This window comes from Nocardioides soli, assembly GCF_014191495.1.
Lineage (GTDB): Bacteria > Actinomycetota > Actinomycetes > Propionibacteriales > Nocardioidaceae > Nocardioides > Nocardioides soli.
The window spans coordinates 149037-173854 of the sequence record NZ_JACHWR010000003.1; the positions used below are offsets into that span (position 1 = coordinate 149037).

Below are 24818 nucleotides of genomic sequence, written 5' to 3' on the forward strand. Positions count from 1 at the left end.
GTGCCCGACTCTGTGGTGACCCTCGACGGCGGTCTCTCCAACGCCCTGGAGGACCGCGGACACGACCTGTCCTCCGACCTGTGGACCGCCCGCCTGCTGCTCGACGACCCGGGCGAGATCGCCGCGGTGCACGAGGCCTATTACCGCGCCGGAGCGGACGTCGCCACCACGGCGAGCTACCAGGCGAGCGTGCCGGGACTGGTGGCCGCCGGTCTCGAACGGACCCGCGCCGAGGCGGTGATCCGCGCCAGCGTCACGGTGGCCCGCGACACCCGGGACCGGCTCGCCGACGAGCTCGGGCGCCCGCTGCTGGTCGCCGCGTCCGTCGGCCCGTACGGCGCCTACCTGGCCGACGGATCCGAGTACCGCGGGCGCTACGGCGTCTCGGCGCGGGTGCTCCGCGACTTCCATGCGCCCCGCCTCGAGCTGCTCGCCGCCGCCGGGCCCGACCTGCTCGCGGTCGAGACGGTGCCGGACGCCGACGAGGCGGAGGTGCTGGTGTCGCTGCTGGCCGACCTCGGCCTGCCCGCCTGGTTCTCCTACGCCGTGGCCGGCGACGCCACCCGCGCCGGGCAGCCGCTGACCGCGGCGTACGACGTGGTGGCGGGCTGCGAGCCGCTGGTCGCGGTCGGGGTGAACTGCTCCTCGCCGTACGACGTGGGCGGGGCGCTCGCGGCGGCCCGCACCGCCACCGGGCTGCCCGGCGTCGCCTACCCGAACCTGGGGGAGGCGTGGGACGCAGAGCGGCACGCCTGGACGGGCGCGCCGGAGTACGACGTCGCGCTGGCGTCGGGCTGGGTCGCGGCGGGCGCGGCGTACGTCGGCGGCTGCTGCCGGGTCGGGCCGGGACTGATCGGCGAGCTGCGCGCGCGGCTCAGCGGTAGAGGCTGACCGTGTCGTCGGAGACCACGACGACGGTGCCGTCGCCGGCCTCGAGGTAGCGGGGGTCGGCGTGCGCCAGGTCGAGCCGCCAGGCCGGCTCGATGGCGTCGAAGGCGAAGAACGAGACCGTGTCCGAGGTGAGGTCGTAGACGCCGTCGCCGCTGACCGCGGAGAGGTGGGGGTGCGAGGTGCCGACCTCGTCGAGGTCGTCGTCGTACACGGTGCCGTCCATCGTCACCAGGAAGTCGCCGCCGGCTCCGTGCACCGCCAGCACGTAGAAGCCGCTCGGGTCGTCGCCCGGCACCGATCCGATGCGGCCGCGTGCGTCGTAGATCACCGCCCGTCGGGGCTCCTCGCCCCAGACGAAGACCGTCGACCGGGAGGCCTGGCCGACCGGCGGGCCGTAGGCCTCGGCCGCGACGTCGATGTCGGCGGTCCAGCGGGGCGCGCCGCTGTCGCTGTCGAAGGCGCGCGCCTCGTGCGTCCCCGCGGTGACGACGAAGCCGTCGGCGACCGTGATCGCGTTGAACCCGGACGACGAGCTGGCCTCGTCGACCGGCGCCGACCAGACCTCGTCGCCGTCGTCGAGGTCGAGACGGCGCAGGCGGTCGTCGTCGACGACGTACACCGCGTCCGGCCCCGTCGCCACCCCCGTGGTGGCCGCGGTGCTCCACCGCTCGCGCCCGGACCGGGCGTCGATCACGTGGGCCGTCCCGTCGGCGAGCAGGACCACGCGGTCGCCGGCGTCGTCGACGTCGTCGCCCGGTCGGGTCCAGAGCTCCGCGCCGTCGTGCGGGTCGAGCGCGGTCACCTCCCCGCTCTGGAACCCCAGCACCAGGAGGTAGTCGGCCCCGGCCGGCGCCATCAGGTAGGCGGCTCCGGACAGGTCCGTCGACCAGTCCTCTCGGCCCTCGGGGTCCAGCGCGTGGACCGCCTCGGTCGTCGCGACGTACGTCGTGGACCCGGCCGAGACGACCATCTGGACGGCGCTCTCGCCCGTCCAGGTCCAGGCCAGCTCCGGCCGGGCCGTCACGCCCGCCGGCTGCGCGAGGCGCGTGGTCCAGTAGTCCTCGTCGGTGTCGCCGCGCAGCACCCCCCAGGCCGTGCCGGCCACCGCCAGGGCGGCCACGGCGCTCACCGCGATCACGGCCGTCCGGCGCCATCGTGAGGTCTCCGCGGGGTCCGTGCCGACGGCGTCCGGCGCCTCGTCGACCGCTTCCTCGAACAGGATCGGCTCGGGCACCGGAGCCGGGGCCGGCGGCTCCGGCCGGGTGAGGACGTCCTTGCCACACCGGGGGCAGTAGCCGACGTTCGGCGAGAGCGGCTCCTCGCAGTGCGGACAGAACGGAGGCGACTCCAGGGTCACGGGCGGCCACCTCCTCGTCGGTCCGGCGTGAGTGGAGGGCCACTGTAGATGCTCCGAGCCACTCGCATGCCGAGCGGCACCAGCGGGCACCGGCGGGCCATGACCGATGCCCTCCGCGCGCTGATCCTCGTGTGCACCCTGAAGCCGTCTCCCGCGGAGTCGAGCTCCCATTCGATCGGGGAGCAGGTCCTCGGACAGCTCGAGCGGCTCGGCGTCGGTGGCGAGATCGTCCGGGTGGTCGACCACGACGTGCGGTTCGGGGTCGGCATCGACGAGGGCGACGGCGACGCCTGGCCGGGCATCCGGGAGAAGATGCTCGCCAGCGACATCCTGGTGCTCGCGACGCCGATCTGGATGGGTCAGCCGTCGTCGGTGTGCAAGATGACCCTCGAACGACTCGACGCCGAGCTGGGCGAGACCGACGACGAGGGCCGGATGCTCACTGAGGGCAAGGTGGCCGCCGTGGCCGTCGTCGGCAACGAGGACGGCGCGCACCACGTGGTCGCCGAGGTGCTGCAGGCGCTCAACGACACGGGATTCAGCGTCGCGGCCAACGCCAGCACCTACTGGGTCGGCGAGGCGATGCAGACCACCGACTACCTCGATCTCGACGAAACGCCCGAGAAGACCGGCTCCACCAACGAGTCCCTCGCCCGGCACACCGTCCACCTGGCCCGGCTGCTCGCGGCGGCGCCGTACCCCGTACCGGCGGGAGACTGACGTGACCGAGACCGACACCGTCGAGACGACGGACTTCGGGCTGCTGCGGATCAGCTTCGACCACCGCGTGTTGCGTCCACGGCCGTGGACGGCCGCGCAGTCGGCGTGGGCGGCGGAGCTGGCGGCGACCGGCCCGGCCGGGCCGATGCTCGAGCTGTGCGCCGGCGCCGGGCAGATCGGGCTGTTGGCGGTGCTCGACACGGCGCGTTCGCTGGTCTGTGTGGATGTGGATCCGGTGGCCTGCGGGTTCGCCCGGCGCAACGCCGAGGCGGCCGGGCTCGCCGACCGGGTGGAAGTACGGGTGGGCCGCATGGAGGAGGTGGTGCGCGACGAGGAGCGCTTCGCCGTCGTAGTCGCCGATCCGCCGTGGGTACGCCGGGCCGAGGTCGGCCGCTATCCCGAGGACCCGCTCCGGGCGATCGACGGGGGCGACGACGGGCTGGACCTGGCTCGGACCTGCGTGGCCGTGGCCCGCCGGCACCTGCTGCCGGGCGGCAGCGCGCTGCTGCAGCTCGGCACCGTCGAGCAGGTCGGCCTGCTGGAGAGCGTCGACGCCGCCGAGGTCGTCGAGGTGCGGCGCTACGACCGCGGGGTCGTCGTACGACTCGACCTGGCGTAGCGCCGCTCGGCCTCAGGTCGGCCTCAGGCCGGACGCAGCTTCGGCGGGAGCACCTTGTGGGTGTCGTCGCACCACGGGTACGACGCCGACCTGCTGCACCGGCAGACGGCGGTCACCGGCCGGGTGGTCTCGTGGGGGACCCCGTCGGCGTCCTCGACGGTGTGCCGTCCGCGCAGCAGCATCGGCCCGCCCGGGCAGAGGATGACGTCGGGGTGGTCGTAGCTCATGCCGCACGCTCCTCGACGCCCCAGCGCTGCAGCATCGCCCGGGCGAAGCGGTCCTCGAGGTCGAGACAGGTGAAGGCGCCGAACCACAGGTCTCCCTCGAGCTCCGGCTCCTCCGCCAGCAGGGCGCCGCAGATGGTGCGCACCGCGAGCTGCTCGTGGATCGCGTCCGCCTCGACGTGCTCGGCGTAGTAGGCGACCAGCTCGTCGGGGAAGCCGAGCCGCTCGAGACCGTGCACCATCCGGCGGGACGGGAGCGAGCTGGTCGCCTCGAAGGCCGCGAGATGGCCGAGCGCGGCCCCGCGCAGTCGGCGGTGCAGGCCGAAGAGCGTCAGGGCGTTGTTCTGCTCCAGCGCCTCGGCCGGTGCGACGTCGACGTGGGCGTCGTACGCCGGCTCGAGCCCGCAGGCCGCCATCCCGAGGGCGAACAGGTGGTGGTGCAGCCGGTTGGGGTCGCCGTCGCCGTACTCGTCGTACTGAAGCTCCATGAGCGCGGCCTTCGCGGGTACGCCGAGCCGGGGAACCAGCCAGGAGACCGGGTCGGACTCCTTGAGGTGGTAGAGCGAGCGGGCGCGCAGCAGGTCGAGCACCTGGTCGCGGTCGGCGTCGTGGTGGACGTGGCGGGCGAGCGAGACGCCCTCCTGGTCGTCGATCCATCCGAGGACGTCCGCGACGAACGGGCGGCCCTCGGGCGGCGTGCACCTGGCGCGCAGCCGGGTCTCGAGGTCGCGTTCGAGCAGCGTGCGCACCCGGACCAGCGTGGGCTCCCACTCGAGCGCGTCGTCGACCCCGGCGAAGCCGCGGTAGTGGAGCTCGTGGAGCACCCAGAGGGCGAGCGCGGCGTCGTCGCCGGTGGCGCTGGGAGCCGCCGCGAGGGTCGCGCGGAAGTCGGTGCCGACCGGTAGTGCGTCGAGGAGCTCTTCGGACAGGGGGCCGCGGGGTAGGGGGAGCCGGGGTCGGTGCATGGCCGACCCGTACCCGCACCGTGACCGGGACACGCGCCGCCCGCACGGGTGAGCCGGCCCGCATCGGCGCGGGACGCGGGGGTACTGCCGGGTCATGCGCATCGGATACTTCCTGTCGACCGAGGAGTACGCCCCCGCCGAGCTGCTCGCCCAGGCGCGGGCCGCCGAGGGGGCGGGCTTCCAGGGCCTGTGGATCAGCGACCACTTCCACCCGTGGAACGACGAGCAGGGCAACAGCCCGCACGTGTGGAGCATGATCGGCGCGATCAGCCAGGTGTGCGGCCTGCCGGTGACGACCGCAGTCACCTGCCCGACCACGCGGATCCACCCCGCGATCGTCGCGCAGGCCGCGGCCACCTCCGCCGAGCTGCTCGGTGGCCGGTTCACGCTCGGGGTCGGCACGGGGGAGGCGCTCAACGAGAGCATCCTGGGCGAGCCGTGGCCGACCCTCGACGTACGCCTGGAGATGCTGGAGGAGGCCGTCGCGCTGATCCGTCGACTCTGGACCGGCGAGGTGGTCACTCACCGCGGCCGGCACTACACGGTCGAGCACGCCCGGATCTACAACGTGCCCGACACGCCGCCGGAGGTCTTCGTCTCCGCGTTCGGCCCGAAGGCCGCCGAGCTGGCCGTCCGGATCGGCGACGGCTACATCGGCACGTCACCCGACGCCGATCTGGTGAGCCGGTTCAAGCGGGGCTCCGCGGGGAAGCCGGCGCAGGCCGGTGCCAAGGTCGCGTTCGCGCCGACCCCCGAGGAGGGCTGGGAGCACGCCCACCGGCTCTGGCCGAACGCCGGGCTGCCGGGCGAACTGGCGCAGATCCTGCCCACGGTCGAGCACTTCGAGCAGGCGACGGAGCTGGTCACGTTGGACTCCACCCGCGAGTCCGTGGTCGCCGGCAGCGACCCCGCGCCGCATCTGGAGCAGGTCCGCGAGTACGCCGAGGCCGGCTACGACGAGCTCTACGTCGCGAACATGGGGCCGCACCACCAGGCGATGATCGAGTTCTACGGCGAGCACGTGCTGCCGGAGTTCGGCTGAGGTCCGATGGCGGGCGGCGGGCGCCGCGGGGGTCTCCTCGTGGTGGTGGGGGCGCTGGGGGTGGTCTTCGGTGACATCGGCACCAGCCCGCTCTACGCGCTGCGCACGATCCTCGACGAGGGCGGCTCGCTCGACCGGGCCACCGTTTACGGACTGACCTCCACCGTCATCTGGTCGCTGCTCGTCGTCGTCACCATGCTGTACGTCGGCGTGCTGCTCGGCACCGACAACGACGGCGAGGGCGGACTGCTGGCGCTGCTGGGGCTGCTGCGGCGTACCGGCGCCCCGGCCCGGGTGGTCGCCGTGGCCACGATGGTCGCGATGGTCGGGGCCGGGCTGTTCCTCGGCGACTCGGTGATCACGCCCGCCATCTCGGTGCTGTCGGCGGCCGAGGGACTCGATGTCGCCAGCTCGTCGATGAAGGTGGTCGTCGTGCCGATCGCACTCGTGATCCTGAGCGGCGTCTTCGTGCTCCAGCGGGTCGGCAGCGGGCGGATCGGGGCGCTCTACGGACCCGTCATGGTGCTCTGGTTCGCGACGCTCGCCGCGGGCGGGGTCGCGTCGCTCGCGCGGGAGCCGGACGCGCTCCGGGCGCTGTCGCCCCTCTGGGCGGTCCGGTTCTTCCTCGACGAGCCGCTCACGGCGTTCCTGTCGCTGGGCGCGGTGATCCTCGCGATCACCGGAGCGGAGGCGCTGTACGCCGACCTCGGCCACTTCGGCCGCCGGGCCATCGCCCGCGCCTGGCTGCTCGTGGTGCTGCCGGCGCTGGTGCTCGCCTACCTCGGGGAGGCCGCCGCCGTCGTACGCGACCCGGGCGCCGCCGCGGACCCCTTCTACGCGGTCGTGCCGGGCTGGGCGACGGTCCCGGTGCTGGTGCTCGCCACGCTGGCGACGATCATCGCGTCCGAGGCGGTGATCGCCGGTGCGTTCACGGTGCTCCATCAGGCCGGCGGGCTCGGGATCTTCCCGCACCTGCTCACCCGCCACACCTCCGAGGAGGAGGGTGGGCGGATCTACCTGCCGGCCGTCAACTGGGCGCTGGCCGCGGCGGTGCTCCTCGTCGTCGTGCTCTTCCGCAGCTCCGACCGGCTGGCCTCGGCATACGGCGTCGCCGTGGCGGGCACGATCCTGACCACCGTCACGATCTTCCTGCTGCTCGACCGCAGCAGGGCGGGTCGGCCGACGCTGCGCCAGGGTGTCGCCGGCCTCGGCCTGCTCGCGATGCTGGCGTTCTTCGTCGCCACGCTGCCGAAGGTGGTCTCGGGCGGGTGGGCGCCGGTCGGGATCGGCCTCACGGCGTTCGTGGTGATGTGGACCTGGCGCGACGGGCAGCGCCGGCTGGCCGCGGCGCGCGCTCGCGCCGAGGGCACACCGCGTGAGCTGCTCGAGGGGCTCGACGCCCGCCTGCACCGAACGCCCGGCACGTCGGTCTTCCTCACCGATGATCGGGAGGTCGCGCCGTTCGCGCTGCGGACCGTCGTCGAGCGCGCCCGGGTGCTCCCGGAGCGGGTGGTGCTGCTCAGCTGGGACGTCCGCGACACTCCGTCGGCCCGGGCACACGGGGCCGTGGTCGACGTCGACGACTTCGACGGCCGCTGCCGGGGCGTGTTCGGGGTCTCCGTGACGCTCGGCTACCGCGAGCGGCTCTCGGTGCAGCGCGTGCTGGCCGCGGCGCGGGAGCGGGACCGCGAGCGGCTCGACATCGACCCGGACGAGGCGACGTACCTGCTCTCGGACTCGATCCCTCGGCTGTCCCGGTCCGGAGCCATGGCCGCCTGGCGGCAGCGGGTGTTCCTGTTGCTGCACCGTCTGGCGACCGACCGGGCCGAGCACCTGGACCTGCCGCGGGAACGGACGATCGTGATCGGGCGGGAGTTCGATCTGTGACCCCGAACCTCACGTGCGGCGGTGGAACTGGATCTTGCCGGTGGGGAGGTACGTCGTCTTCCTCAACCACCGTGACCCCGACGAGGACGGTGGTTGAGGAGGTTGCGCCAGCAACCGACTCGAAACCCTGCTGCGTCGGCGGATGTGGCGGGTCGGGTGCTGGGTGGTGGTTTCGAGACAGGCGCTAGCGCGCCTTCCTCAACCACCGTGGTCCCGAGGACGGTGGTTGAGGAGGTTGCGCTAGCAACCGTCTCGAAACCCTGCTGCGTCGGCGGATGTGGCGGGTCGGGTGCTGGGTGGTGGTTTCGAGACAGGCGCTAGCGCGCCTTCCTCAACCACCGGGCCCGACGAGGACGGTGGTTGAGGAGGTTGCGCCAGCAACCGTCTCGAAACCCTGCTGCGTCGGCGGATGCGGTGGGTCGGGTGCTGGGTGGTGGTTTCGAGACAGGCGCTAGCGCGCCTTCCTCAACCACCGTGATCCCGAGGACGGTGGTTGAGGAGGTTGCGCTAGCAACCGTCTCGAAACCCCCCTCGCGACGACGAGAACCCCCGACCCGGACCAGGTGGTGGTTTCGAGACAGGCGCTAGCGCGCCTTCCTCAACCACCGTGCGCGCGCGTCTTCACACCTCAGCCACCGTGTGCCCGGGCTCGGTCGCCGTCAGCGGACGGTGATCGTGGCAGCGCCGGCGGGCACCAGTTCGCCGATCACGGGGTAGCCCGGGACCTCGCCGGCGACGAGCAGTCCGCCCGAGGTCTGGGCGTCGGCGAGCAGCACGAGCTCGTCCTCGGACACCTGCGCGTCGAGGTGCGGGCGCACCCAGTCGAGGTTGCGGCGACTGCCGCCCGGCACGTAGCCCGCGGCGTACGACGCGCGCGCCGGTTCGAGGTAGGGCACCGCGGCGGCCTCGACGACGGCGGAGACCCCGCTGGCGCGGCAGAGCTTGTGCAGGTGGCCGAGCAGGCCGAACCCGGTGACGTCGGTCGCGCACACCACCCCGGCGGCGAGGGCGGCCCGGGAGGCGTCGCGGTTGAGCGTGGTCATCGCGGCGACCGCCTCGGGGAACACCTCGCCGGTCGCCTTGTGCCGGTTGTTGAGCACCCCGAGGCCGAGCGGCTTGGTGAGCGTGAGCGGTACGCCGGGGGCGCCGGCGTCGTTGCGCAGCAGGCGTGCCGGGTCGGCGATGCCGGTGACGGCCAGGCCGTACTTCGGCTCGGGGTCGTCGATGCTGTGCCCGCCCGCGAGGTGGCAGCCGGCGCGGCGGGCGACGTCGGCGCCGCCGCGCAGCACCTCGGCCGCGAGCTCGAAGGGCACCCGGTCGCGCGGCCAGGCGAGCAGGTTGACCGCGACCAGTGGCTCGCCGCCCATCGCGTAGACGTCCGACAGCGCGTTGGCGGCCGCGATCCGCCCCCAGTCGTAGGGGTCGTCGACCACCGGCGTGAAGAAGTCGGTGGTCAGCACGACCGCCCGGCTCCGCCCGTCGGGTCCGGCCTCGATCCGCACCACCGCGGCGTCGTCGCCGTTCTCGACGCCGACGAGCAGGTCGTCGCCGCCCGCCGGCACGACGTTGGCCAGCACGCGCTCGAGCTCACCGGGTGGGACCTTGCAGGCGCAGCCCCCGCCGGCGGCGTACTGGGTGAGTCGGACGTCGGCGCTCGCGGTCACCTGCTCATCTTGGCCGACCCGTCCTGACGCGCAAGCCGCTCGCGCTGGGGCACCACGGTGTACTTCGGGTCGCGCGCCGACGCGAGCCCCGCCTCGAAGATCCCGAACCGGGTGGTCACCGAGGCGGCGACGTACGTCGCGCCCGCGACCGCGGACGCCAGCCGCGAGCGGCGGCCGAGGAGCAGCGTGGCGGCGGAGGCGGCGGCCGTGCCGTTGCGGGCGATCCGCATCAGCCGGCCGGGCGTGCCGACCTGGTAGGGCTCGGCCACCAGGCCGCGCCGCAGCACGATCGACTCGGCCGCGGCGATCTCGACGGCGGCGCCGGCCAGCGCCATCCGCCGGGCCGGCCCGGCCTGGTCGAGCGGCACCAGCATCATCGCCAGACCGCCGGCGGCCTGCGCGCCGGAGCCGCCGAAGACGAACGGCAGCTCGCGGTGCGCCTCGTGCCACGCGGGCACCACGGTGTTGCCGAGCAGCGCCGCGGTGTACGTCGCGAGCGGTGGCCCGAGTACGCCCGCGCCGACGCCGGCCAGCCGGCCCAGCCGGGGCAGCAGACCGGTGACGTGGGAGGCCGCCGCGGCACCGGAGAGCGCGCTGAACGGCGCGAGGATGAACGACCCGACCGAGAGCGGCGACGTCGGCTTGAGCACGCGGAGCATGTTGAGGAACCGCTCGGGCCGGCCCAGGTCGTGGACCAGCGCGACGGTGCCGGCCGCCGCCCCGCCGGCGGCGGCCAGGCGGGTGACCCGTTCGAGCTCGGGGCGCCCGGACAGGGCGGCGCCCTCCGCGAGCACCGCCGAGCACCCGGCCAGGCCGCCCAGGAAGAGGTAGAGCGGGACGTCGGGGGTCTTCCACGTGGGCGTCTTGATGATCTGCCGGCCGTAGTAGGACTCGAACTCGACGTCGGGCACCATCGGCGCCTCGCCGCGGGCCATCAGCGCCTCCTCCCGGAGAAGGCGGCGACGCCGAGTCCGGCGACGGCCGCCGCGGCGTACCCGACGTGCTTCCACACCGAGCCGAGCGTCCGCGTGGGCACCACCGGGTCGGGCGGCAGGCCGTAGACCTCCGGCTCGTCGAGCAGCAGGAAGAACGCCCCGTCGCCGCCGACGCCGTCCTCGGGGTCGCGACCGTAGAGGCGGGCGACGTCGACGCCCCGCTCGTGCAGTTCGGCCAGGCGGCGGTCGGCGCGCTCGCGCAGCTCGTCGAGCTCGCCGAACTGGATCGACTCGGTCGGGCAGGCCTGGGCGCAGGCCGGCGTCTGCCCGTCCTTGAGCCGGTCGTAGCACAGCGTGCACTTGAACGCGCGGCCGTCGTCCTTGCGGAGGTCGATGACGCCGTAGGGACAGGCCGAGACGCAGTAGCCGCAGCCGTTGCAGACGTCGGGCTGGACGACGACCGTGCCGAACTCGGTGCGGAACAGCGCACCGGTCGGGCAGACGTCGAGGCAGCCGGCGTGCGTGCAGTGCTTGCACACGTCGGATGACATCAGCCAGCGGATCCCGGCGTCCCCCGACGCGGCCGACTGGTCGGCGTCCCGGGGCGGGCCCACGGTCGGCATGCCGAGGTCGACGGCGGGCTTCTCGACGAAGGCCACGTGCCGCCAGGTCGAGGCCCCCAGCTCCTGGGTGTTGTCGTAGGACATCCCGGTCAGCAGGTAGCCGTCGTCGGGGACGTCGTTCCACTCCTTGCAGGCCACCTCGCAGGCCTTGCAGCCGATGCACACCGAGGTGTCGGTGAAGAAGCCCATCCGGGGCGGATGGTCGGCGTCGTACCCCGCGTCCGCCTGGACGTCGTCGAGACCACCCCACAGGCTGCCCATCAGGTCTCCTCTCCGGCTTCGGGGATGCCGGCCCGGCGACGGTAGTCCGCGACGTACGCCGGGAGCGCCGGGCCGCGCGGGCGGCGACCGGGCCGGATGTCGCAGGTGCCGACCTTGTCCTGGATGTAGACGTTGGGATCGAGGGTGAGGTTGACCAGGTCGTTGGGGGAGTCGCCGGTGGTGATGCCGTTGCCGCCCCAGTGGTAGGGGAGCCCGATCTGCTCGACGAACCGGTCGCCCAGCCGCAGCGAGCGGAGCCGGTCGGTGACGATCACCCGCGCCTCGATCGCGGTCCGGGAGGTCACGATCGTGGCCCAGCCGAGGTGCTCCAGCCCGCGCTCGGCGGCCAGCCGCGGCGAGACCTCGCAGAACGGCTCGGGCTGGAGCTCGGTGAGGTAGGGCAGCGTCCGGCTCATCCCGCCCGCCGTGTGGTGCTCGGTGAGCCGGTAGGTCGTGAACACGTAGGGGTAGACCTCGCTCCAGCTCGGGTTCAGCGGGTTGGCGGGGGACCGCACCTGCTTGCGGGTGGGGTTGCTCTGCTGCCCGTAGAGCGGGTTGCGCACCGGGGACTCGGCCGGCTCGTAGTGGGTGGGCATCGGGCCGTCGGCCAGCCCCAGCGGCGCGAACAGCCAGGCCTTGCCGTCGGTCTGCATCACGAACGGGTCCCGGCCGCCGATCGCGTCGGGGCCCGTCGCGCCCTCCTCGGGCACGAAGTCCGGTGCCCGGTCGGGCACGAAGTCGGGCACGTCGGCCCCGGTCCACCGCCGCGCCTCGGCGTCCCACCAGACGTAGCGCTTGCGCTCGCTCCACGGCGTGCCGTCCGGGGCCGCGGAGGCCCGGTTGTAGAGGATCCGGCGGTTCGCCGGCCAGACCCAGCCCCACTCGGCGGCGACCTGGTCCTGCTCCCAGTGCGGCTTGCGACGCCGGGCCTGGTTGGCCTCGTCGGCATACACACCGCAGTAGATCCAGCAGCCGCAGGCCGTCGAGCCGTCGGCCCGCAGCTCGGTGTACGCCGAGAGCGCGGCGCCGTCGGGTCCGGTGCCGTTGATCTCGCGGAGCACCGACTCGGGCTCGGGCCCGCCCTCGGCGTCGAGCGGGTAGTCCCAGGCCAGGTCGAGCAGCGGCCGGTCCCTCTCGTCGGTGGAGCCGGCGAGCCTGGCGCGGATCCGCCGACCGAGGTCGAAGTAGAACTGCAGCTCGCTCTGACAGTCGCCGGGCGGGGCGACGGCCTGGTCGCGCCACTGCAGCATCCGCTGGGTCTGGGTGAAGGAGCCGGCCTTCTCGACGTGCGAGGCGGCGGGCAGGAAGAAGACCTCGGTGCCGATCCGCTCGGTGACCAGCTCGCCGGTCTCGATCTCCGGGCCGTCCTTCCAGAACGTCGCGGACTCGATCAGCTGCAGGTCGCGCACTACCAGCCAGTCGAGGTTGGCCATGCCGAGCCGCTGCATCTTGCCGTTGCTGGAGCCCACGGCGGGGTTCTCGCCCACGACGAAGTAGCCCTTGCAGCGGCCCTCGATCATCGCCTTGACGGTGGTGTACGTCGAGTGGTCGCCGGTGACCCGCGGCAGGTAGTCGAAGCAGAAGTCATTGTCCGCGGTCGCGGCGTCGCCCCAGTAGGACTTCAGCAGGCTCACGGCGTACGAGCGGACGTTCCCCCAGAAGCCGGCCTTGCCCTCGTCGTCGGCCACCCACGCGTCGAGCGACTGGTGGTGGGCGGCGTTCGGCATCGGGAGGTAGCCCGGGAGGATGTTGAACAGCGTCGGGATGTCGGTCGACCCCTGGATGCTGGCGTGGCCGCGCAGCGCCATGATGCCGCCGCCGGGGCGGCCGATGTTGCCGAGCAGCAGCTGGAGGATCGAGGCGGTGCGGATCATCTGCGCGCCGACGCTGTGCTGGGTCCAGCCGACGGCGTAGCAGAACGCCGTGGTGCGCTCGCGGCCGCTGTTGCGGGTCAGCGCGTCGGCTACCCGGCGGAACTGCTCGGGCTCGATGCCGCAGACATCCCGCACCATCTCGGGGGTGTAGCGGGCATAGTGCCGCTTGAGGATCTGGAAGACGCAGCTCGGGTGCTGCAGGGTCTCGTCGCGCAGGCCCTTCCAGCTGACCGGCGCGCCGCCCGAGCCGTGGCTCTCCGAGCGGGCCGCCTGGTGGGACTCCTGGTGGCGGCTGCCCTCCTGGTCGCGGCGCTCCTCGTCCTCGAGCTCCTCGGCGCGCTGGCGCTCCTGGTCGGTCATCTCGGCGGGGGGCCGGTAGCGCCAGGTGATCGGGTCGTACTGGCCGGCCTCGGGGTCGTAGCCGGAGAACAGGCCCTCCAGCTCCTCGGTGTCCTGGAAGTCCTCGTCGATCACGTTGGCGGCGTTGGTGTAGGCCACGACGTACTCGCGGAAGTCGAGGTCGTTGCTCAGCACGTGGTTGACCAGTGCCCCGAGGAAGGCGATGTCGGAGCCGGCGCGGATCGGCACGTGCTGGTCGGCGACCGCCGAGGTGCGGGTGAAGCGCGGGTCGACGTGGATGACCGTGGCGCCCCGCCGCTTCGCCTCCATGACCCACTGGAAGCCCACGGGATGGGCCTCGGCCATGTTCGAGCCCTCGATGAGGATGCAGTCAGCGTTGCTGAGGTCCTGCAGGTTGGTGGTCGCCCCACCACGGCCGAACGAGGTACCCAGACCGGGCACCGTGGAGGAGTGTCATATCCGAGCCTGGTTCTCGATCTGGATCGCGCCCATCGCCGTGTAGAGCTTCTTCATGAGGTAGTTCTCCTCGTTGTCGAGGGTCGCTCCTCCGAGGCTCGCGATGCCGAGGGTGCGGCGGGTGCGACGCCGGCCGTCGGGTCCGTCGGCCTCCCACTCCCAGTACTTCCTGCGGGTCTCGACGACCCGGTCCGCGATCATGTCGATCGCGGTGTCGCGGTCGAGGTCCTCCCAGTCGGTGGCGTACGGCCTGCGGTAGCGGACCTTGGTGACCCGGGTGGGGGAGGTGACCAGCTGCTTGCTGGCGCTGCCCTTGGGGCACAGTCGGCCCCGCGAGATCGGGCTGGCGGGGTTGCCCTCGATCTGGATGACCTCGCCGTCCTTGACGAAGACCTTCTGCGCGCAGCCGACCGCGCAGAACGGGCAGACCGAGTCGACGACCCGGTCTGCCGACGCGGTGCGGGGTGTCAGGCGGTCGCTGCGCTCGGACCGGGCGGCGTGGCCGCGGCCGAGCCGGTCCGCGCCCGTGACCTGACGCAGCAACGGCCAGCCCAGGAACGTCCGCGGATCCGCCACAGTGGCCAGGTAACCACACCTGACCCGCCGAAAACACCGGTCAGCCGACGGGTCCCGGCCGGCAGGCCGCGTCGGCCAGTCGCTGGTCGATGGCGCGCCGCGCCTGGTCGTAGACGTCGAAGCTGTCCATCAGCAGCGAGCGCAGGTTCGCCGAGTCGAGGCAGGCGACCACGTCGAAGGCCATCAGCCCGGCATCGATGTCGGCCCGCAGCTCGCCTGTCGCCTGCGCCTCGACGATGGTCCGGGTGATCAGGCCGATCCACTCCTCGTCGACCGCGGCGAGGGCGTCACGGATCGCGCCGGGCCGCCCCGCGTGCTCGTGTGCGGCGCGGCCGAAGAAGCAGCCGCCGGGGAAGCGTCGGTCGCTGGAGTACTCCAGCCAGGCGTCGAGCAGTCGCCGCAGCCGGGTCATTCCCTCGGGCGACTCCAGCGCCGGCTCGATGACCGTGCGCACGAAGATCGCCCGGGCCGCCCGGATCGTCGAGAGCTGGAGCTGCTCCTTGGTGCCGAAGTGGGCGATCAGGCCGCTCTTGCTGATCGAGAGCTCCGCGGCCAGCCGCCCGATCGAGAGGCCGTCGAGGCCGTCCACCGACGCGACGTCGACCGCCTTGGCCAGCACCACCCGACGGGTGCGGTCGCCGCGGCGCACACGCCCGTCGGTGGGCTCGTCGACCCGTTGCTCGCTCATCGCCGTCCAGCCTAGTGCGGATGGGGGATTGACCTGACGATCAAATAGTACGATCGTTCGGTTTGTTAGTTCAATCCATCGTGATGAGGCCACCATGACCAGCACCGACCTCCCGGATCGCCGCACCTCCGGCCCGACCCCGAGGGGCCTGCGGATCCGGGGCGCCACGCGGGCCGACCGCACCGAGCTCGCCGGGCTGCTGCGCGGCCTGAGCCTCGAGTCGTCGTACCGCCGCTTCCAGACCGGCCTCGGACCCGAGCCGCCGCCGGCGGTGCTCGACGCGCTGCTGCCGGAGGGCCTGCGCGGCGCCGCCGTGCTGGCGTACGTCGGGAGCGCGCTGGTCGGTCACGGTCTCTGGGTGCGCGCCGGCGCGACGCCGGTGGCCGAGATCGGTCTCATCGTGGCGGACGACCACCAGGGCCGCGGCATCGGTACGGCGCTCGCGCGCGGGCTGATGGCCGACCTGGGCGCCCACGGCGTCGAGCGCGTGGAGGTGTTCGCGAGCGTCACCAACGAGCCGGTGATCCGGATGGTCCGCCGCCAGGCTCCCGACGCGGTCGCCGAGCCCGACGGGGCCACGGTCACCTACTCGTTCGCCATCCCCGTGCTCGCCCGCGCCGTTCGCCCCGTGGCCTGACCGCGGGCACTAGCCTCGATCTTTCACGTAGTCGTGACTGAGTACGGCGTGTAACGCACGGAAGTGCCTGTCCTGCGAGGGATTCTTGGGCTTGTCGAAGGTCCAAGGAAGCCAAGCGGAAAGGCACTCCGTAGGTGAAGGTTATCCCGGCTGGTTCTGGTCTTCGTGTCGAGTGCGGGGGCGAGTCGCTGATCTCGTCGGCGGGCGCGGCGATTTTGTTGTCGACGGCCCGTGTGAGCGGGCTGGCAACGGCATTGGCGGATGGGTTGGCGCCGTGGCGCTCGAGCAGGTCGACGCACGACCCGGGCAAGACGGTGCTGGATCTGGCGGTTGCGATCGCGTTGGGTGGCGACTGCCTGGCCGACATCGGCGTGGTCCGGGCCCAGCCGGAGCTGTTCGGGTCGGTGGCCTCCGACCCGACGGTCAGCCGCCTCATCGAGGCCTTGGCTGAGCGACCTGAGGAAGCGATCGCGGCGATCCGGGCCGCTCGTGCGGTTGCTCGCGATCGAGTGTGGGCGCAGCGCACGCCCTTCGCCGATGAGGAGCAGGTGGTGGTCGATCTTGATGCCACCCTGATCGGGGCGCACTCGGAAAAGGAGGGTGCGACGCCGAACTTCAAGCGCGGGTTCGGGTTCCACCCGATGCTCGCCTTCGTCGACCACGGTCAGGGTGGCTCCGGTGAGCCGTTGGCGGCGATGCTGCGGCCGGGGAAGGCGGCCGCCAACGACGCCGCTGACCAGATCAGGGTCCTCGATGAGGCCCTCGCCCAACTCCCCGAGCACCTGCGGTCGCGGGTGCTGGTGCGTGGTGACACCGGCTCGGGGGTCCACGCGTTCGTGTGGCACGTCCACAACTTGGGTCTGGAGTACTCGGTGGGCGTCTACGGTCGTCAGCCCGTTCTCGACGCCCTCGCGGTGCTGCCGAAGCAGGCGTGGCGCAGGGCACTCGATGCCGACGGACGGCCGCGTGAGGGCGCTCAGGTCGCCGAGCTGACTCGGTGGCTGCCGACCACGTTCACGGGCTGGCCGCCCGGGATGCGGGTGATCGCCCGCCGCGAGCGGCCCCACCCAGGAGCCCAGTTGCGGATCACCGATCACGAGGGCTGGCGGATCACGGTGTTCGCCACCAACACCAAGAGCGGCCGGCTGGCTGATCTCGAGGTCACCCACCGGCTCCGGGCCCGCGCCGAGGACCGCATCCGCGCCCTGAAGGACACCGGGGCGACCAACCTCCCGCTGCAGGGGTTCGACAAGAACCAGCTCTGGCTCGAGCTGACCCAGCTCGCCGCCGAACTCATGACCTGGACCCAGGTCCTGGCCTGGCACGGACAACCAGCGCGGGTCTGGGAACCCAAACGGATCCGACTGCGACTCCTCGCGGTCGCCGGCCGGGTGATCACCACCGGCCGACGTCGGATCCTGCGCCTGTCGCGGCGATGGCCCTGGGCTGACCTCGTCCTCGGCGGACACCGCCGACTCGCCGCCCTCACCTGAACACCCGCCCAGCCCGAACGACCAGGACCTCGGAGAACCGGCAAGAGGGCCGGCGATTCACCGCGCCAGCGGCCACCAAAGCCCATCAGCTCAGCACGACACCCGATCCACCGACGTCATGAAAGATCGAGGCTAGTGGTCATCACCGTTGATACGTCGGGGGTATCCGTGTTCAGGGTGGGTGCCTCGCAAGGCGGCGGCGCGACGGCATACCTGGTTGTCTACCGAGCGTCGCCGACGCGGCGAGGTGCGTGCACTGGGTGCGTAGACCCTTGGTGAATCAGCGGTGATGGCCACTAGATTGCCCGTGGAGGCGTAACTCGTCTGGTGACGGGCGCGGTCCTCAACACCGTAGTGGTCGGTCACGCCGGCCAGGCGGGTTCGATTCCCGTCCGCCTCCGCCAATGCGTTCCCGCAGAGGAGGCCCGTGACCGACGATCCGCGCCGTCGTACGCCGCGCACCGATGCCGTGCTCGCCGACCCGGCGGTCGCGGCGGCGGCCGTGCGGCTCGGGCGGGCGCGGGTCAAGGGCATCGTGGTCGAGGTGCTCGACGAGTGCCGCACCGGTGCCGTCCCGCCGCAGGATGCGGTCGCGGTGGTCCTCGACCGGCTACCGGCGGCGGCCACCACGCTGCGTCGGGTCGTCAACGCGACCGGTGTCGTGGTGCACACCAACCTCGGGCGGGCGCCGCTCTCGGCGGCGGCCGTCGAGGCGGTCGCCCGGGCCGCCGGTGCCACCGACGTCGAGATGGACCTGGCCTCGGGCCGGCGCGGGCCGCGGGGCACCGGTGCGCTCGCCGCCCTGGCCGCCGCCGTGCCCGACGCGGGCGGCGTGCACGTCGTCAACAACGGGGCAGCGGCGCTGGCACTCGTGGCGTGCGCGCTGGGCCAGACCGAGATGGGCCGCGCTCGGGAGGCGGTGATCGCCCGGGGCGAGCTGGTGGAGATCGGCGACGGGTTCCGGATCCCCGAGCTGCTGGAGTCACTGGGCGTCCGGCTGCGGGAGGTCGGCACCACCAACCGGGTGCGGCTCGCCGACTACGAGGCCGCGCTCGGCGCCGACACGGCGTTCGTGCTCAAGGTGCATCCCTCGAACTTCCGCGTCGAGGGCTTCACCTCGGCGGTCTCCGTGGCGGAGCTGGCGAGCCTCGGCGTGCCGCTCGTCGTCGACATCGGCTCCGGGCTGCTCGCGCCGCATCCGCGGCTGCCCGACGAGCCGGACGCCGCGACCGTGCTGCGGGCCGGCGCGGACCTGGTCACGGCCTCGGGCGACAAGCTGCTCGGCGGACCGCAGTGCGGCCTCCTGCTCGGGGAGGCCGGGCTCGTCCAGCGGCTGCGCCGGCACCCGTTCGCGCGGGCGCTGCGCGTCGACAAGCTGACGCTGGCGGCGTTGGAGGCGACGCTGACCGGCCCGGTGCCCCCGGTGCCCGCCGCACTGGCGGCGCGGCCGGAGGAGCTGCTGGCCCGCGCGACGCGACTGGCGCGGCAGCTCGGCGGCGTCGCCTCGGCCGTGCCGTCGCAGGGCCGGGTCGGGGGCGGCGGGGCGCCCGGCGTACCGCTGCCCAGTGCCGCGCTCGCGCTGCCCGCCGCGCTCGCGGCCCCGCTGCGACTCGGCGATCCGGCCGTGGTCGGGCACGTGCACGACGGGCGGCTGCACCTCGACCTGCTGACCGTGCCGGAGGAGCTCGACGAGGTGCTGGTCGAGGCGGTCCGCCGCGTGGCTCCCTGATGCACGTCGTCGCGACCGCCGGCCACGTCGACCACGGCAAGTCGACGCTGGTGGCGGCGCTCACCGGTCAGGATCCCGACCGGCTCGCGGAGGAGAAGCGGCGCGGGCTGACCATCGAGCTCGGCTACTGCTGGACGTCGCTGCCCGAGGTGGGCGAGGTGGCGTTCGTCGACGTGCCCGGCCACGAGCGCTTCGTGACGACGATGCTCGCCGGTGTGGGACCGGTGCCGGTGACGATGCTCGTGGTGGCCGCCGACGATCCGTGGATGCCCCAGGCGGCCGAGCACCTCGCCGCGCTCGACGCGCTCGAGGTCGCGCACGGCGTGCTGGTCGTGACCCGGGCGGACCTGGCTGACCCGGCGCGGGCACTGGGCCGGGCCCGCGCCGAGGTCGACGCGACGTCGCTGCGCGGGATTCCCGACGTCGTCGTCAGCGGGCGGACCGGCGCCGGCCTCGACGGGCTGCGGTCGACGCTGGCCTCGGTGCTCGCCGCCGTGCCGGCCCCGGACCCCACCGCCGACGTGCGGCTCTGGGTGGACCGGCGCTTCCACGTGCGCGGCGCCGGGACCGTGGTCACCGGCACGTTGCCCGCCGGCACCATCCGCGTCGGCGACGTGCTCGCCTGTGGCGACGCCGAGGTGCGGGTGCGTGGCCTCGAGTCGCTCGGGACGCCCCGGCCCGCGGTGTCCGGGGTGGCGCGGGTCGCCCTCGACCTGGGCGGGCGCGCTCCGGAGTCGATCGGGCGGGGGAGTGTGCTGGTGACGCCGCGCGCATTCAAGGCGACCGCCGTCGTCGACGTACGCCTCACCGGTCCGGACCGGCTGCCCGCGCACCCCGTCCTGCACGTCGGCTCGGCCCACCTCGGCACCCGCGCGCACCTGCTCGCGCCGGGCGTCGCGCGGCTCCGGCTGGAGCGCCCACTGCCGCTGCGGTACGCCGACCGCGCAGTGCTGCGCGACCCGGGCAGCCGCCGGGCCTGGGGCGTGCGGGTGCTCGACCCCGTCCCGCCGCGCCGGCGGCGTGACATCGCCTCCCACGACGGCACGCCGGAGGCCGAGCTGCGGCTGCGCGGCGTCGTCCGCCGGTCGCTGCTGACGCGCGCCGGACTGCCGATCGAGCCGCTGCCGCCCGGCACCGTCGTCGTGGGCGACTGGCTGGTCGCGCCGGGGCTGGCCCGCGAACTGCGGTCACGGCTCTCGTCACTCGTGGTCGACGGTCCGGTGGCGTCCGGCGCCGCCGCGCACGCACTCGGCCTGCCCGACCCCGCGGTCGTCGATGCGCTCGTGCTCGCGCCGCTGCGGCTCGAGGAGGGCCGGATCGTCGGACCCGACGGCCTGCCGCCGGCGCTGGTCGCGGCGGCCGAGACGCTGTGCGCGGGGCTGTCGGGGTTCGCCGCTCCGGAGGCCGGCCGGCTCGACGAGCTCGGCCTGGATCCCGCCGCCCTGGCGGTGCTGCACAAGGCCGGGCGGCTGCTCCGCGTGGACGAGCGCGTCGTCCTGCTGCCCGGGGCCGACGAGCGGGCGCTGACGGTGCTCGCCGAACTGGCCCAGCCGTTCACGACCAGTGAGGCCCGGCAGGCGCTCGGCACCAGCCGCCGGGTGGCGCTACCGCTGCTCGCCCATCTCGACCGCACCGGGCGGACGGTGCGACTGTCCGACGATCGACGTCGACTGCGCTGACGTGGCCGGTCTCGTCGGGGGCTCGTCCACGGTGATCTGCAGGTCCTTCTCGACCGACGCGTAGATCGGGGTCTCTTCCATCGCCCGCACCTACCCCGGTCCTCGGGGCCGCACACGTGAGGGTTGTCTCATCACGGCAGCGTCCGTGCGCTAGACGGCGAGGGCGACGGCTGGTGCTCCTTCAGGTCGTTGGTCGGATCGCCGTTGATCCAGGTGATGACGAGGAAGACGATGAGCACGAGGATGATCGCGCCGACGGTCACCCCGCCCACCAGCTTGGCGGTCTGCGCGGGTGTCAGGTTCATGTCGATCAACCGTGGTAGCCCAGCGCGGTGATCAGCAGGAAGACCACCACGATCAGCATGACGAGCCCGGCCGCGACCAGCACGGGCGTCATCTGGGGGCGCGGCCGGGTGCTCAGCGGCTGCTTCGCGCCCGCGTGGCGTCGCCGTTCGTCGTCGGTCACGACGTCCAGTGCCCACCCCGCGCGCGGCGCACACCTGATCCCGGCTGATCCCGGCTGGTCCGGGCCGAGTTGCGCCCGGTCGATCGGGTACCGGGTCGGTGACAGGGGGAGGACGAGCGTTGGGCACGATCACGTGGGAGGCCGGCCAGCACCGGCTGCGGCTGGCGGGCAGGTTCGAGGAGGGCGACCGGGGGGCCGTCGAGGACGCGCTCGCGGCCATCGGCGACCCGGGTCCGGTGTTCATCGTCGACCTGACCGCGGTCGACTCGCTGGACCCGTCCGTGGTCGAGATCCTCGCCGCCTGCGAGCGGGCCGAGGGCTGCCGGGTCAGCGTGCTGCGCCGCTCCGGGAGCGAGGTCGACCGGATGCTCAGCGAGCGGGGGGCGTGACGGCCGAGAGGTAGACCTGCCACTGCAGGCCGAGCAGGTCCTCCGGGGCGGCCGCGACCGTGACCGCGCCCGCTTCCATCAGCTCGGCCCGGCCGACGCCACCGGAGAGCAGCGCGACGCAGGCGAGACCGGCACGCGAGGCGGCCGCCACGTCGTACACCGTGTCGCCGACCAGGAGGGCCCGCTCGACGCCGTCCATACGGCTCAGCGTCTCGCCCAGGAGGTCGGGCTCAGGCTTCGAGGCGTCCACGTCCTCGGAGGTCGTGAGCAGCTCGATGTCGCCGCCGATGCCCAGCATCTCGACGGCCTCCCGGGAGAACTGCGGGTCTCCGGACGACGCGAGTGCCACCCGGTAGCCCTCGTCGCGGAGCCCGGCGATCAGGGGGCGGGCGCCCGGGAGCGGACGGACCTCCTTCCGGAGCTCGAGGTACTCCTCCCGCCATGCGTCGCGCAGCAGGTCACCGAGCCGGTCCTCGGTCTCGTCGTCGGCGACCTGGGCGACGAGCCGGTCCCCGCCCATCCCGATCGCCCGGTGGATCCGCCACAGCGACTGCGCCACGTCGTGGCGGGCGAAGGCGCGGTGCCAGGCGACGGCGTGGTGGTAGGTCGAGTCGACGAGTGTGCCGTCGATGTCGAACAGCACGGCGGTGGTGGCGGTCATGACCGTGCGGTACCCAGGCGGTTGGCGGCATGCGCCGCGGGCGGCCGGGTACTTGCCCGGCATGGGAGAGCGTGAGCACACGAAGCAACCGGTTGAGGAGCATCGCCCCGTCGACGCGCCCGGCGTGCCCGACGAGGAGGATCTGTCCCGCGCCGACGTCGCGGAGCGGGTCGACCTCGATCCGGACGAGCAGCCCAACCGGCCCGAGCAGGCCGACTTCGACGAGGCCGAGCGCCGGCAGTACGACGAGCCGCCGGTGGACCGGCCGATCGCCGAGTCGGACCGCCCCGAGGACCGCTGATCACTCCTCGTCGGCGAACCGCACCGGGGTGGGGTCCATCGACGCTCCGGTGTCGATCGCGGTGCTGTGCGCCGACGCGATGGTGGCGCGGACCCGAGCCCGGTCGCGGTCGACGCCCGCCGGGCACGAGATGTGCACGAGGTCGGTCCGGTGTGGGTCGGCGGTGGCCGAGAAGCCCTCGGTCGACAGCGCCGTGAGCACCACGACCGGGTCCTGCCCGGGCGGCACGTGATAGTCGAGGGTCGAGGTCGTCGGCCGCGCCAGGTCCTCGGCCACGGCCTCTCGCCGAGCCGCCCACGCCCGCACGCCGACGCCCACGGCGATCAGGATGACGACGAGCAGGATCAAGGGGACCAGCAGTGCGCCCATGGGCCCTCGGTGCCCGTCCCTCCGATCCGCAAACGGCTCAGGACCGGAGTCGCTCCAGCAGCGGACCGGCTGCTTCGTCGAGGAACCGGTCCTGGCCCTCGTCGCCGATCTGCACGATCGCGACGTCCGTGAACCCGGCGTCGACGTACGCCGTGATCGCCTCGGCGGCGCGATCGAGGTCGGGACCGCAGGGGATCGCGTCGGCCACGTCATCGGGGCGGACGAACTGGGTGGCGCCGGCGAACCCCGCCGGGGTGGGCAGGTCGGCGTTGACCTCCCAACCGCCGCCGAACCACCGGAACTGCTCGTGTGCGCGCCGTACGGCGGCCTCCTCGTCGGGGTCCCAGCAGATCGGGATCTGGCCGATCGCCCGCGCGCGCTCGCCGATCACGCGAGCGCCGTCGACGGCGTTCCAGGCGGTGATCAGCGACGGATCGGGCTCGACGCCGATCAGATGGTCCCCGAGGGGCGCGAAGGCCTCGACCGCGCGATCACCGGCGACGGCCAGACCGATCTCGACACCCTCCTCGGGGAGGTCCCAGATCCGTGCGGAGTCCACCTGGAAGTATTCGCCGCGGTGGTCGATCAGCTCGCCGGTGTGCAGCGCCCGGATGATCTCGACGGCCTCGCGGAGCATCTCCTGACGGTCCTGGATCGCGGGCCAGCCCGCACCGACCACGTGCTCGTTGAGGTTCTCTCCGCTGCCGAGACCGAGCGTGAAGCGGCCATCCGCCAGGATCTGCAGGGTCGCGGCCTTCTGGGCGACGACGGCCGGGTGGTAGCGCAGCGTCGGACAGGTCACGTACGTCATCAGCCCGACGCGCGAGGTCGCCTGGGCGACCGCGCCGAGGGTGGTCCACGCGTACGGCGCGTGCCCCTGCTCGACCAACCATGGCGAGTAGTGGTCGCTCATCACCTCGAAGTCGAAGCCGGCCCGCTCGGCGGCGCCGGCGTAGCGCAGCAGCTCGCGCGGCCCGCTCTGCTCGGTCATCAGCGTGTAGCCGAAGCTGGTCATCGCGCGTGGTGCTGGTCCAGCTCGTGCCTCATGTCGCCGAGGATCCGGGCCAGCAGCCGGGAGACCTGCATCTGGGTGACCCCGAGGTCGTCGCCGATCTCAGCCTGGGTGAGGTCCTCGAAGAAGCGCAGGTAGAGGATCCGGCGGTCCCGCTCCGAGAGCCGGCGGACGACGGGCTCGAGCATCAGTCGTGCGTCGCTGGCGTCGTGGTCCTCGTCGGTGTCGGGCAGCAGGTCGCCGAGCGTCGCCGACTCCGCGCCGACGGGCAGGTCGAGCGAGGTCGGCTGGAAGCAGCCGAGCGCGGCCATCGCCTCGTCGTACTCCTCGACGGGGATGTCGAGCTCGTCGGCGACCTCCTCGCCGGTGGGCTCGCGGCCGAGGTCCTGCTCGAGCTCGCGCACGACGGCGTTCGCGTGGCTCTGCAGCTCCTGGATCCGGCGCGGTGGCCGCACCGTCCAGCCCTGGTCGCGGAAGTAGCGCTGGAGCTCGCCGCGGATGGTGGGGACGGCGAAGGTGAGCAGGTCGTTGCGCAGGGACGGGTCGAAGCGGGTCACCGCCTTGGTGAGGCCCTCGTAGGCCACCTGGTTCAGGTCGTCCTGCGGCAGTCCGCGTTGGCGGTAGCGCCGGGCCACGGCCTCGGCGACCCCGCGGTTGATGAGCACGGCGCGGGCACGCAGGGCGTCGGCCTCGCCGCGATCTGGCGTCTCGTGCGCCGCCCGGAGCAGGGTGTCGGTCTGCTCGGCGCGCTCCGTGCGGCTGAGGCCGCAGTCGCTGGAGTGTGCCTCCGCGTCGGTCAGTGGGGGGAGCAGGGATGAGGATCGTGCCATCAGGTCACTCCATCTCGTCTGTGATGGTGCGCCCTGCCGACTCTCGGCAAGGTGAGGCTGCGTCCGGACTCACTGGCGACGCTACCCGCGCTGCCGACGGATACAAGCCG

26 protein-coding genes and 1 tRNA gene are annotated in these 24818 nt (G+C 73.2%); 12 read left to right on the top strand and 15 right to left on the bottom strand.

Annotated elements, in window-relative coordinates; translation table 11 throughout:
- Positions 1-891, top strand: a complete 891-nt coding sequence (gene mmuM / locus FHU40_RS19550; RefSeq protein WP_343057952.1) for a homocysteine S-methyltransferase — start codon at positions 1-3, stop codon at positions 889-891.
- Here mmuM and FHU40_RS19555 read toward each other — a convergent pair.
- The gene (locus FHU40_RS19555) at positions 875-2248 is read right to left on the bottom strand and encodes an outer membrane protein assembly factor BamB family protein (protein ID WP_183594042.1); all 1374 of its coding nucleotides are present in this window, start codon (positions 2246-2248) and stop codon (positions 875-877) included. The genes mmuM and FHU40_RS19555 overlap by 17 nt on opposite strands.
- 99 nt (positions 2249-2347) lie before the next feature.
- Between FHU40_RS19555 and FHU40_RS19560 the strand changes: the two genes are divergently transcribed.
- On the top strand, positions 2348-2968 hold the full coding sequence (locus FHU40_RS19560) for a flavodoxin family protein (protein WP_183594043.1): 621 nt from the start codon (positions 2348-2350) through the stop codon (positions 2966-2968).
- A 1-nt stretch (position 2969) separates the two neighbouring features.
- Positions 2970-3587, top strand: a complete 618-nt coding sequence (locus tag FHU40_RS19565) for an RsmD family RNA methyltransferase (protein ID WP_183594044.1) — start codon at positions 2970-2972, stop codon at positions 3585-3587.
- A gap of 23 nt (positions 3588-3610) precedes the next feature.
- On the opposite strand, the gene FHU40_RS19570 is transcribed toward FHU40_RS19565, so the two are convergent.
- Together FHU40_RS19570 and FHU40_RS19575 are read right to left on the bottom strand one after the other, a co-directional pair.
- Positions 3611-3814: a CDGSH iron-sulfur domain-containing protein gene (locus FHU40_RS19570; protein ID WP_183594045.1), complete on the bottom strand. Its 204-nt coding sequence runs from the start codon at positions 3812-3814 to the stop codon at positions 3611-3613.
- Positions 3811-4776, bottom strand: coding sequence for an iron-containing redox enzyme family protein (locus FHU40_RS19575; protein ID WP_183594046.1), 966 nt, complete (start codon positions 4774-4776; stop codon positions 3811-3813). The genes FHU40_RS19570 and FHU40_RS19575 overlap by 4 nt, the downstream gene beginning before the upstream one ends.
- 94 nt (positions 4777-4870) lie before the next feature.
- Between FHU40_RS19575 and FHU40_RS19580 the strand changes: the two genes are divergently transcribed.
- Positions 4871-5818 (top strand): TIGR03557 family F420-dependent LLM class oxidoreductase, encoded by a 948-nt coding sequence (locus FHU40_RS19580; protein WP_183594047.1) that lies wholly within the window; start codon positions 4871-4873, stop codon positions 5816-5818.
- A 45-nt stretch (positions 5819-5863) separates the two neighbouring features.
- Positions 5864-7705, top strand: coding sequence for a KUP/HAK/KT family potassium transporter (locus tag FHU40_RS19585; protein WP_183594048.1), 1842 nt, complete (start codon positions 5864-5866; stop codon positions 7703-7705).
- 659 nt (positions 7706-8364) lie between these two features.
- Here the strand turns inward: FHU40_RS19585 and selD are convergent.
- Genes selD through FHU40_RS19615 form a run of 6 tightly spaced genes read right to left on the bottom strand, consistent with a single transcriptional unit; the run spans position 8365 to position 15142 of the window.
- On the bottom strand, positions 8365-9369 hold the full coding sequence (gene selD, locus FHU40_RS19590; protein ID WP_183594049.1) for a selenide, water dikinase SelD: 1005 nt from the start codon (positions 9367-9369) through the stop codon (positions 8365-8367).
- Complete coding sequence (gene nrfD, locus FHU40_RS19595; protein WP_221200075.1) at positions 9366-10304, bottom strand: NrfD/PsrC family molybdoenzyme membrane anchor subunit; 939 nt, start codon at positions 10302-10304, stop codon at positions 9366-9368. Before nrfD ends, selD begins: the two co-directional genes overlap by 4 nt.
- Positions 10304-11188 (bottom strand): 4Fe-4S dicluster domain-containing protein, encoded by an 885-nt coding sequence (locus FHU40_RS19600; protein ID WP_215524596.1) that lies wholly within the window; start codon positions 11186-11188, stop codon positions 10304-10306. The genes nrfD and FHU40_RS19600 overlap by 1 nt, the downstream gene beginning before the upstream one ends.
- The gene (gene fdh / locus FHU40_RS19605; protein WP_183594050.1) at positions 11188-13863 is read right to left on the bottom strand and encodes a formate dehydrogenase; all 2676 of its coding nucleotides are present in this window, start codon (positions 13861-13863) and stop codon (positions 11188-11190) included. The genes FHU40_RS19600 and fdh overlap by 1 nt, the downstream gene beginning before the upstream one ends.
- A 12-nt stretch (positions 13864-13875) precedes the next feature.
- A complete protein-coding gene (locus tag FHU40_RS29960) occupies positions 13876-14454 on the bottom strand; it encodes a dehydrogenase (protein WP_183594051.1) in 579 nt (192 codons plus the stop codon).
- Between the two features lie 40 nt (positions 14455-14494).
- Positions 14495-15142: a TetR/AcrR family transcriptional regulator gene (locus FHU40_RS19615; protein WP_183594052.1), complete on the bottom strand. Its 648-nt coding sequence runs from the start codon at positions 15140-15142 to the stop codon at positions 14495-14497.
- Between the two features lie 94 nt (positions 15143-15236).
- On the opposite strand from FHU40_RS19615, the gene FHU40_RS19620 reads away from it, so the two are divergent.
- The 5 genes from FHU40_RS19620 to FHU40_RS19640 all read left to right on the top strand — a co-directional run bounded on the left by FHU40_RS19620 (position 15237) and on the right by FHU40_RS19640 (position 20680).
- The gene (locus tag FHU40_RS19620) at positions 15237-15779 is read left to right on the top strand and encodes a GNAT family N-acetyltransferase (RefSeq protein ID WP_183594053.1); all 543 of its coding nucleotides are present in this window, start codon (positions 15237-15239) and stop codon (positions 15777-15779) included.
- 134 nt (positions 15780-15913) lie between these two features.
- Entirely contained in the window at positions 15914-17272 is a 1359-nt protein-coding gene (locus FHU40_RS19625) for an IS1380 family transposase (RefSeq protein WP_183590707.1), read from the top strand.
- Between the two features lie 309 nt (positions 17273-17581).
- Positions 17582-17676 (top strand) — tRNA-Sec (locus tag FHU40_RS19630).
- Positions 17677-17699: 23 nt separating this feature from the next.
- Positions 17700-19001 (top strand): L-seryl-tRNA(Sec) selenium transferase, encoded by a 1302-nt coding sequence (gene selA, locus FHU40_RS19635; protein WP_183594054.1) that lies wholly within the window; start codon positions 17700-17702, stop codon positions 18999-19001.
- Entirely contained in the window at positions 19001-20680 is a 1680-nt protein-coding gene (locus FHU40_RS19640) for a SelB domain-containing protein (protein ID WP_183594055.1), read from the top strand. The genes selA and FHU40_RS19640 overlap by 1 nt, the downstream gene beginning before the upstream one ends.
- A 131-nt stretch (positions 20681-20811) precedes the next feature.
- On the opposite strand, the gene FHU40_RS19645 is transcribed toward FHU40_RS19640, so the two are convergent.
- Positions 20812-20985: a hypothetical protein gene (locus tag FHU40_RS19645; protein WP_183594056.1), complete on the bottom strand. Its 174-nt coding sequence runs from the start codon at positions 20983-20985 to the stop codon at positions 20812-20814.
- Between the two features lie 5 nt (positions 20986-20990).
- Positions 20991-21146, bottom strand: coding sequence for a hypothetical protein (locus FHU40_RS19650; protein ID WP_183594057.1), 156 nt, complete (start codon positions 21144-21146; stop codon positions 20991-20993).
- 119 nt (positions 21147-21265) lie between these two features.
- Between FHU40_RS19650 and FHU40_RS19655 the strand changes: the two genes are divergently transcribed.
- Entirely contained in the window at positions 21266-21535 is a 270-nt protein-coding gene (locus FHU40_RS19655) for a hypothetical protein (RefSeq protein ID WP_183594058.1), read from the top strand.
- On the opposite strand, the gene FHU40_RS19660 is transcribed toward FHU40_RS19655, so the two are convergent.
- On the bottom strand, positions 21516-22196 hold the full coding sequence (locus FHU40_RS19660) for an HAD family hydrolase (protein WP_183594059.1): 681 nt from the start codon (positions 22194-22196) through the stop codon (positions 21516-21518). The two genes, FHU40_RS19655 and FHU40_RS19660, sit on opposite strands and share 20 nt — an antisense overlap.
- A gap of 61 nt (positions 22197-22257) precedes the next feature.
- On the opposite strand from FHU40_RS19660, the gene FHU40_RS19665 reads away from it, so the two are divergent.
- Positions 22258-22497 (top strand): hypothetical protein, encoded by a 240-nt coding sequence (locus FHU40_RS19665; protein ID WP_183594060.1) that lies wholly within the window; start codon positions 22258-22260, stop codon positions 22495-22497.
- On the opposite strand, the gene FHU40_RS19670 is transcribed toward FHU40_RS19665, so the two are convergent.
- From FHU40_RS19670 to FHU40_RS19680, 3 genes are read right to left on the bottom strand one after another with little or no spacing between them, the layout of a single operon-like run.
- Entirely contained in the window at positions 22498-22866 is a 369-nt protein-coding gene (locus FHU40_RS19670; RefSeq protein WP_183594061.1) for a hypothetical protein, read from the bottom strand.
- Between the two features lie 37 nt (positions 22867-22903).
- Positions 22904-23881, bottom strand: a complete 978-nt coding sequence (locus tag FHU40_RS19675) for an LLM class F420-dependent oxidoreductase (protein ID WP_183594062.1) — start codon at positions 23879-23881, stop codon at positions 22904-22906.
- On the bottom strand, positions 23878-24708 hold the full coding sequence (locus FHU40_RS19680; protein ID WP_183594063.1) for a sigma-70 family RNA polymerase sigma factor: 831 nt from the start codon (positions 24706-24708) through the stop codon (positions 23878-23880). Before FHU40_RS19680 ends, FHU40_RS19675 begins: the two co-directional genes overlap by 4 nt.
- Between the last annotated feature and the right edge of the window lie 110 nt (positions 24709-24818).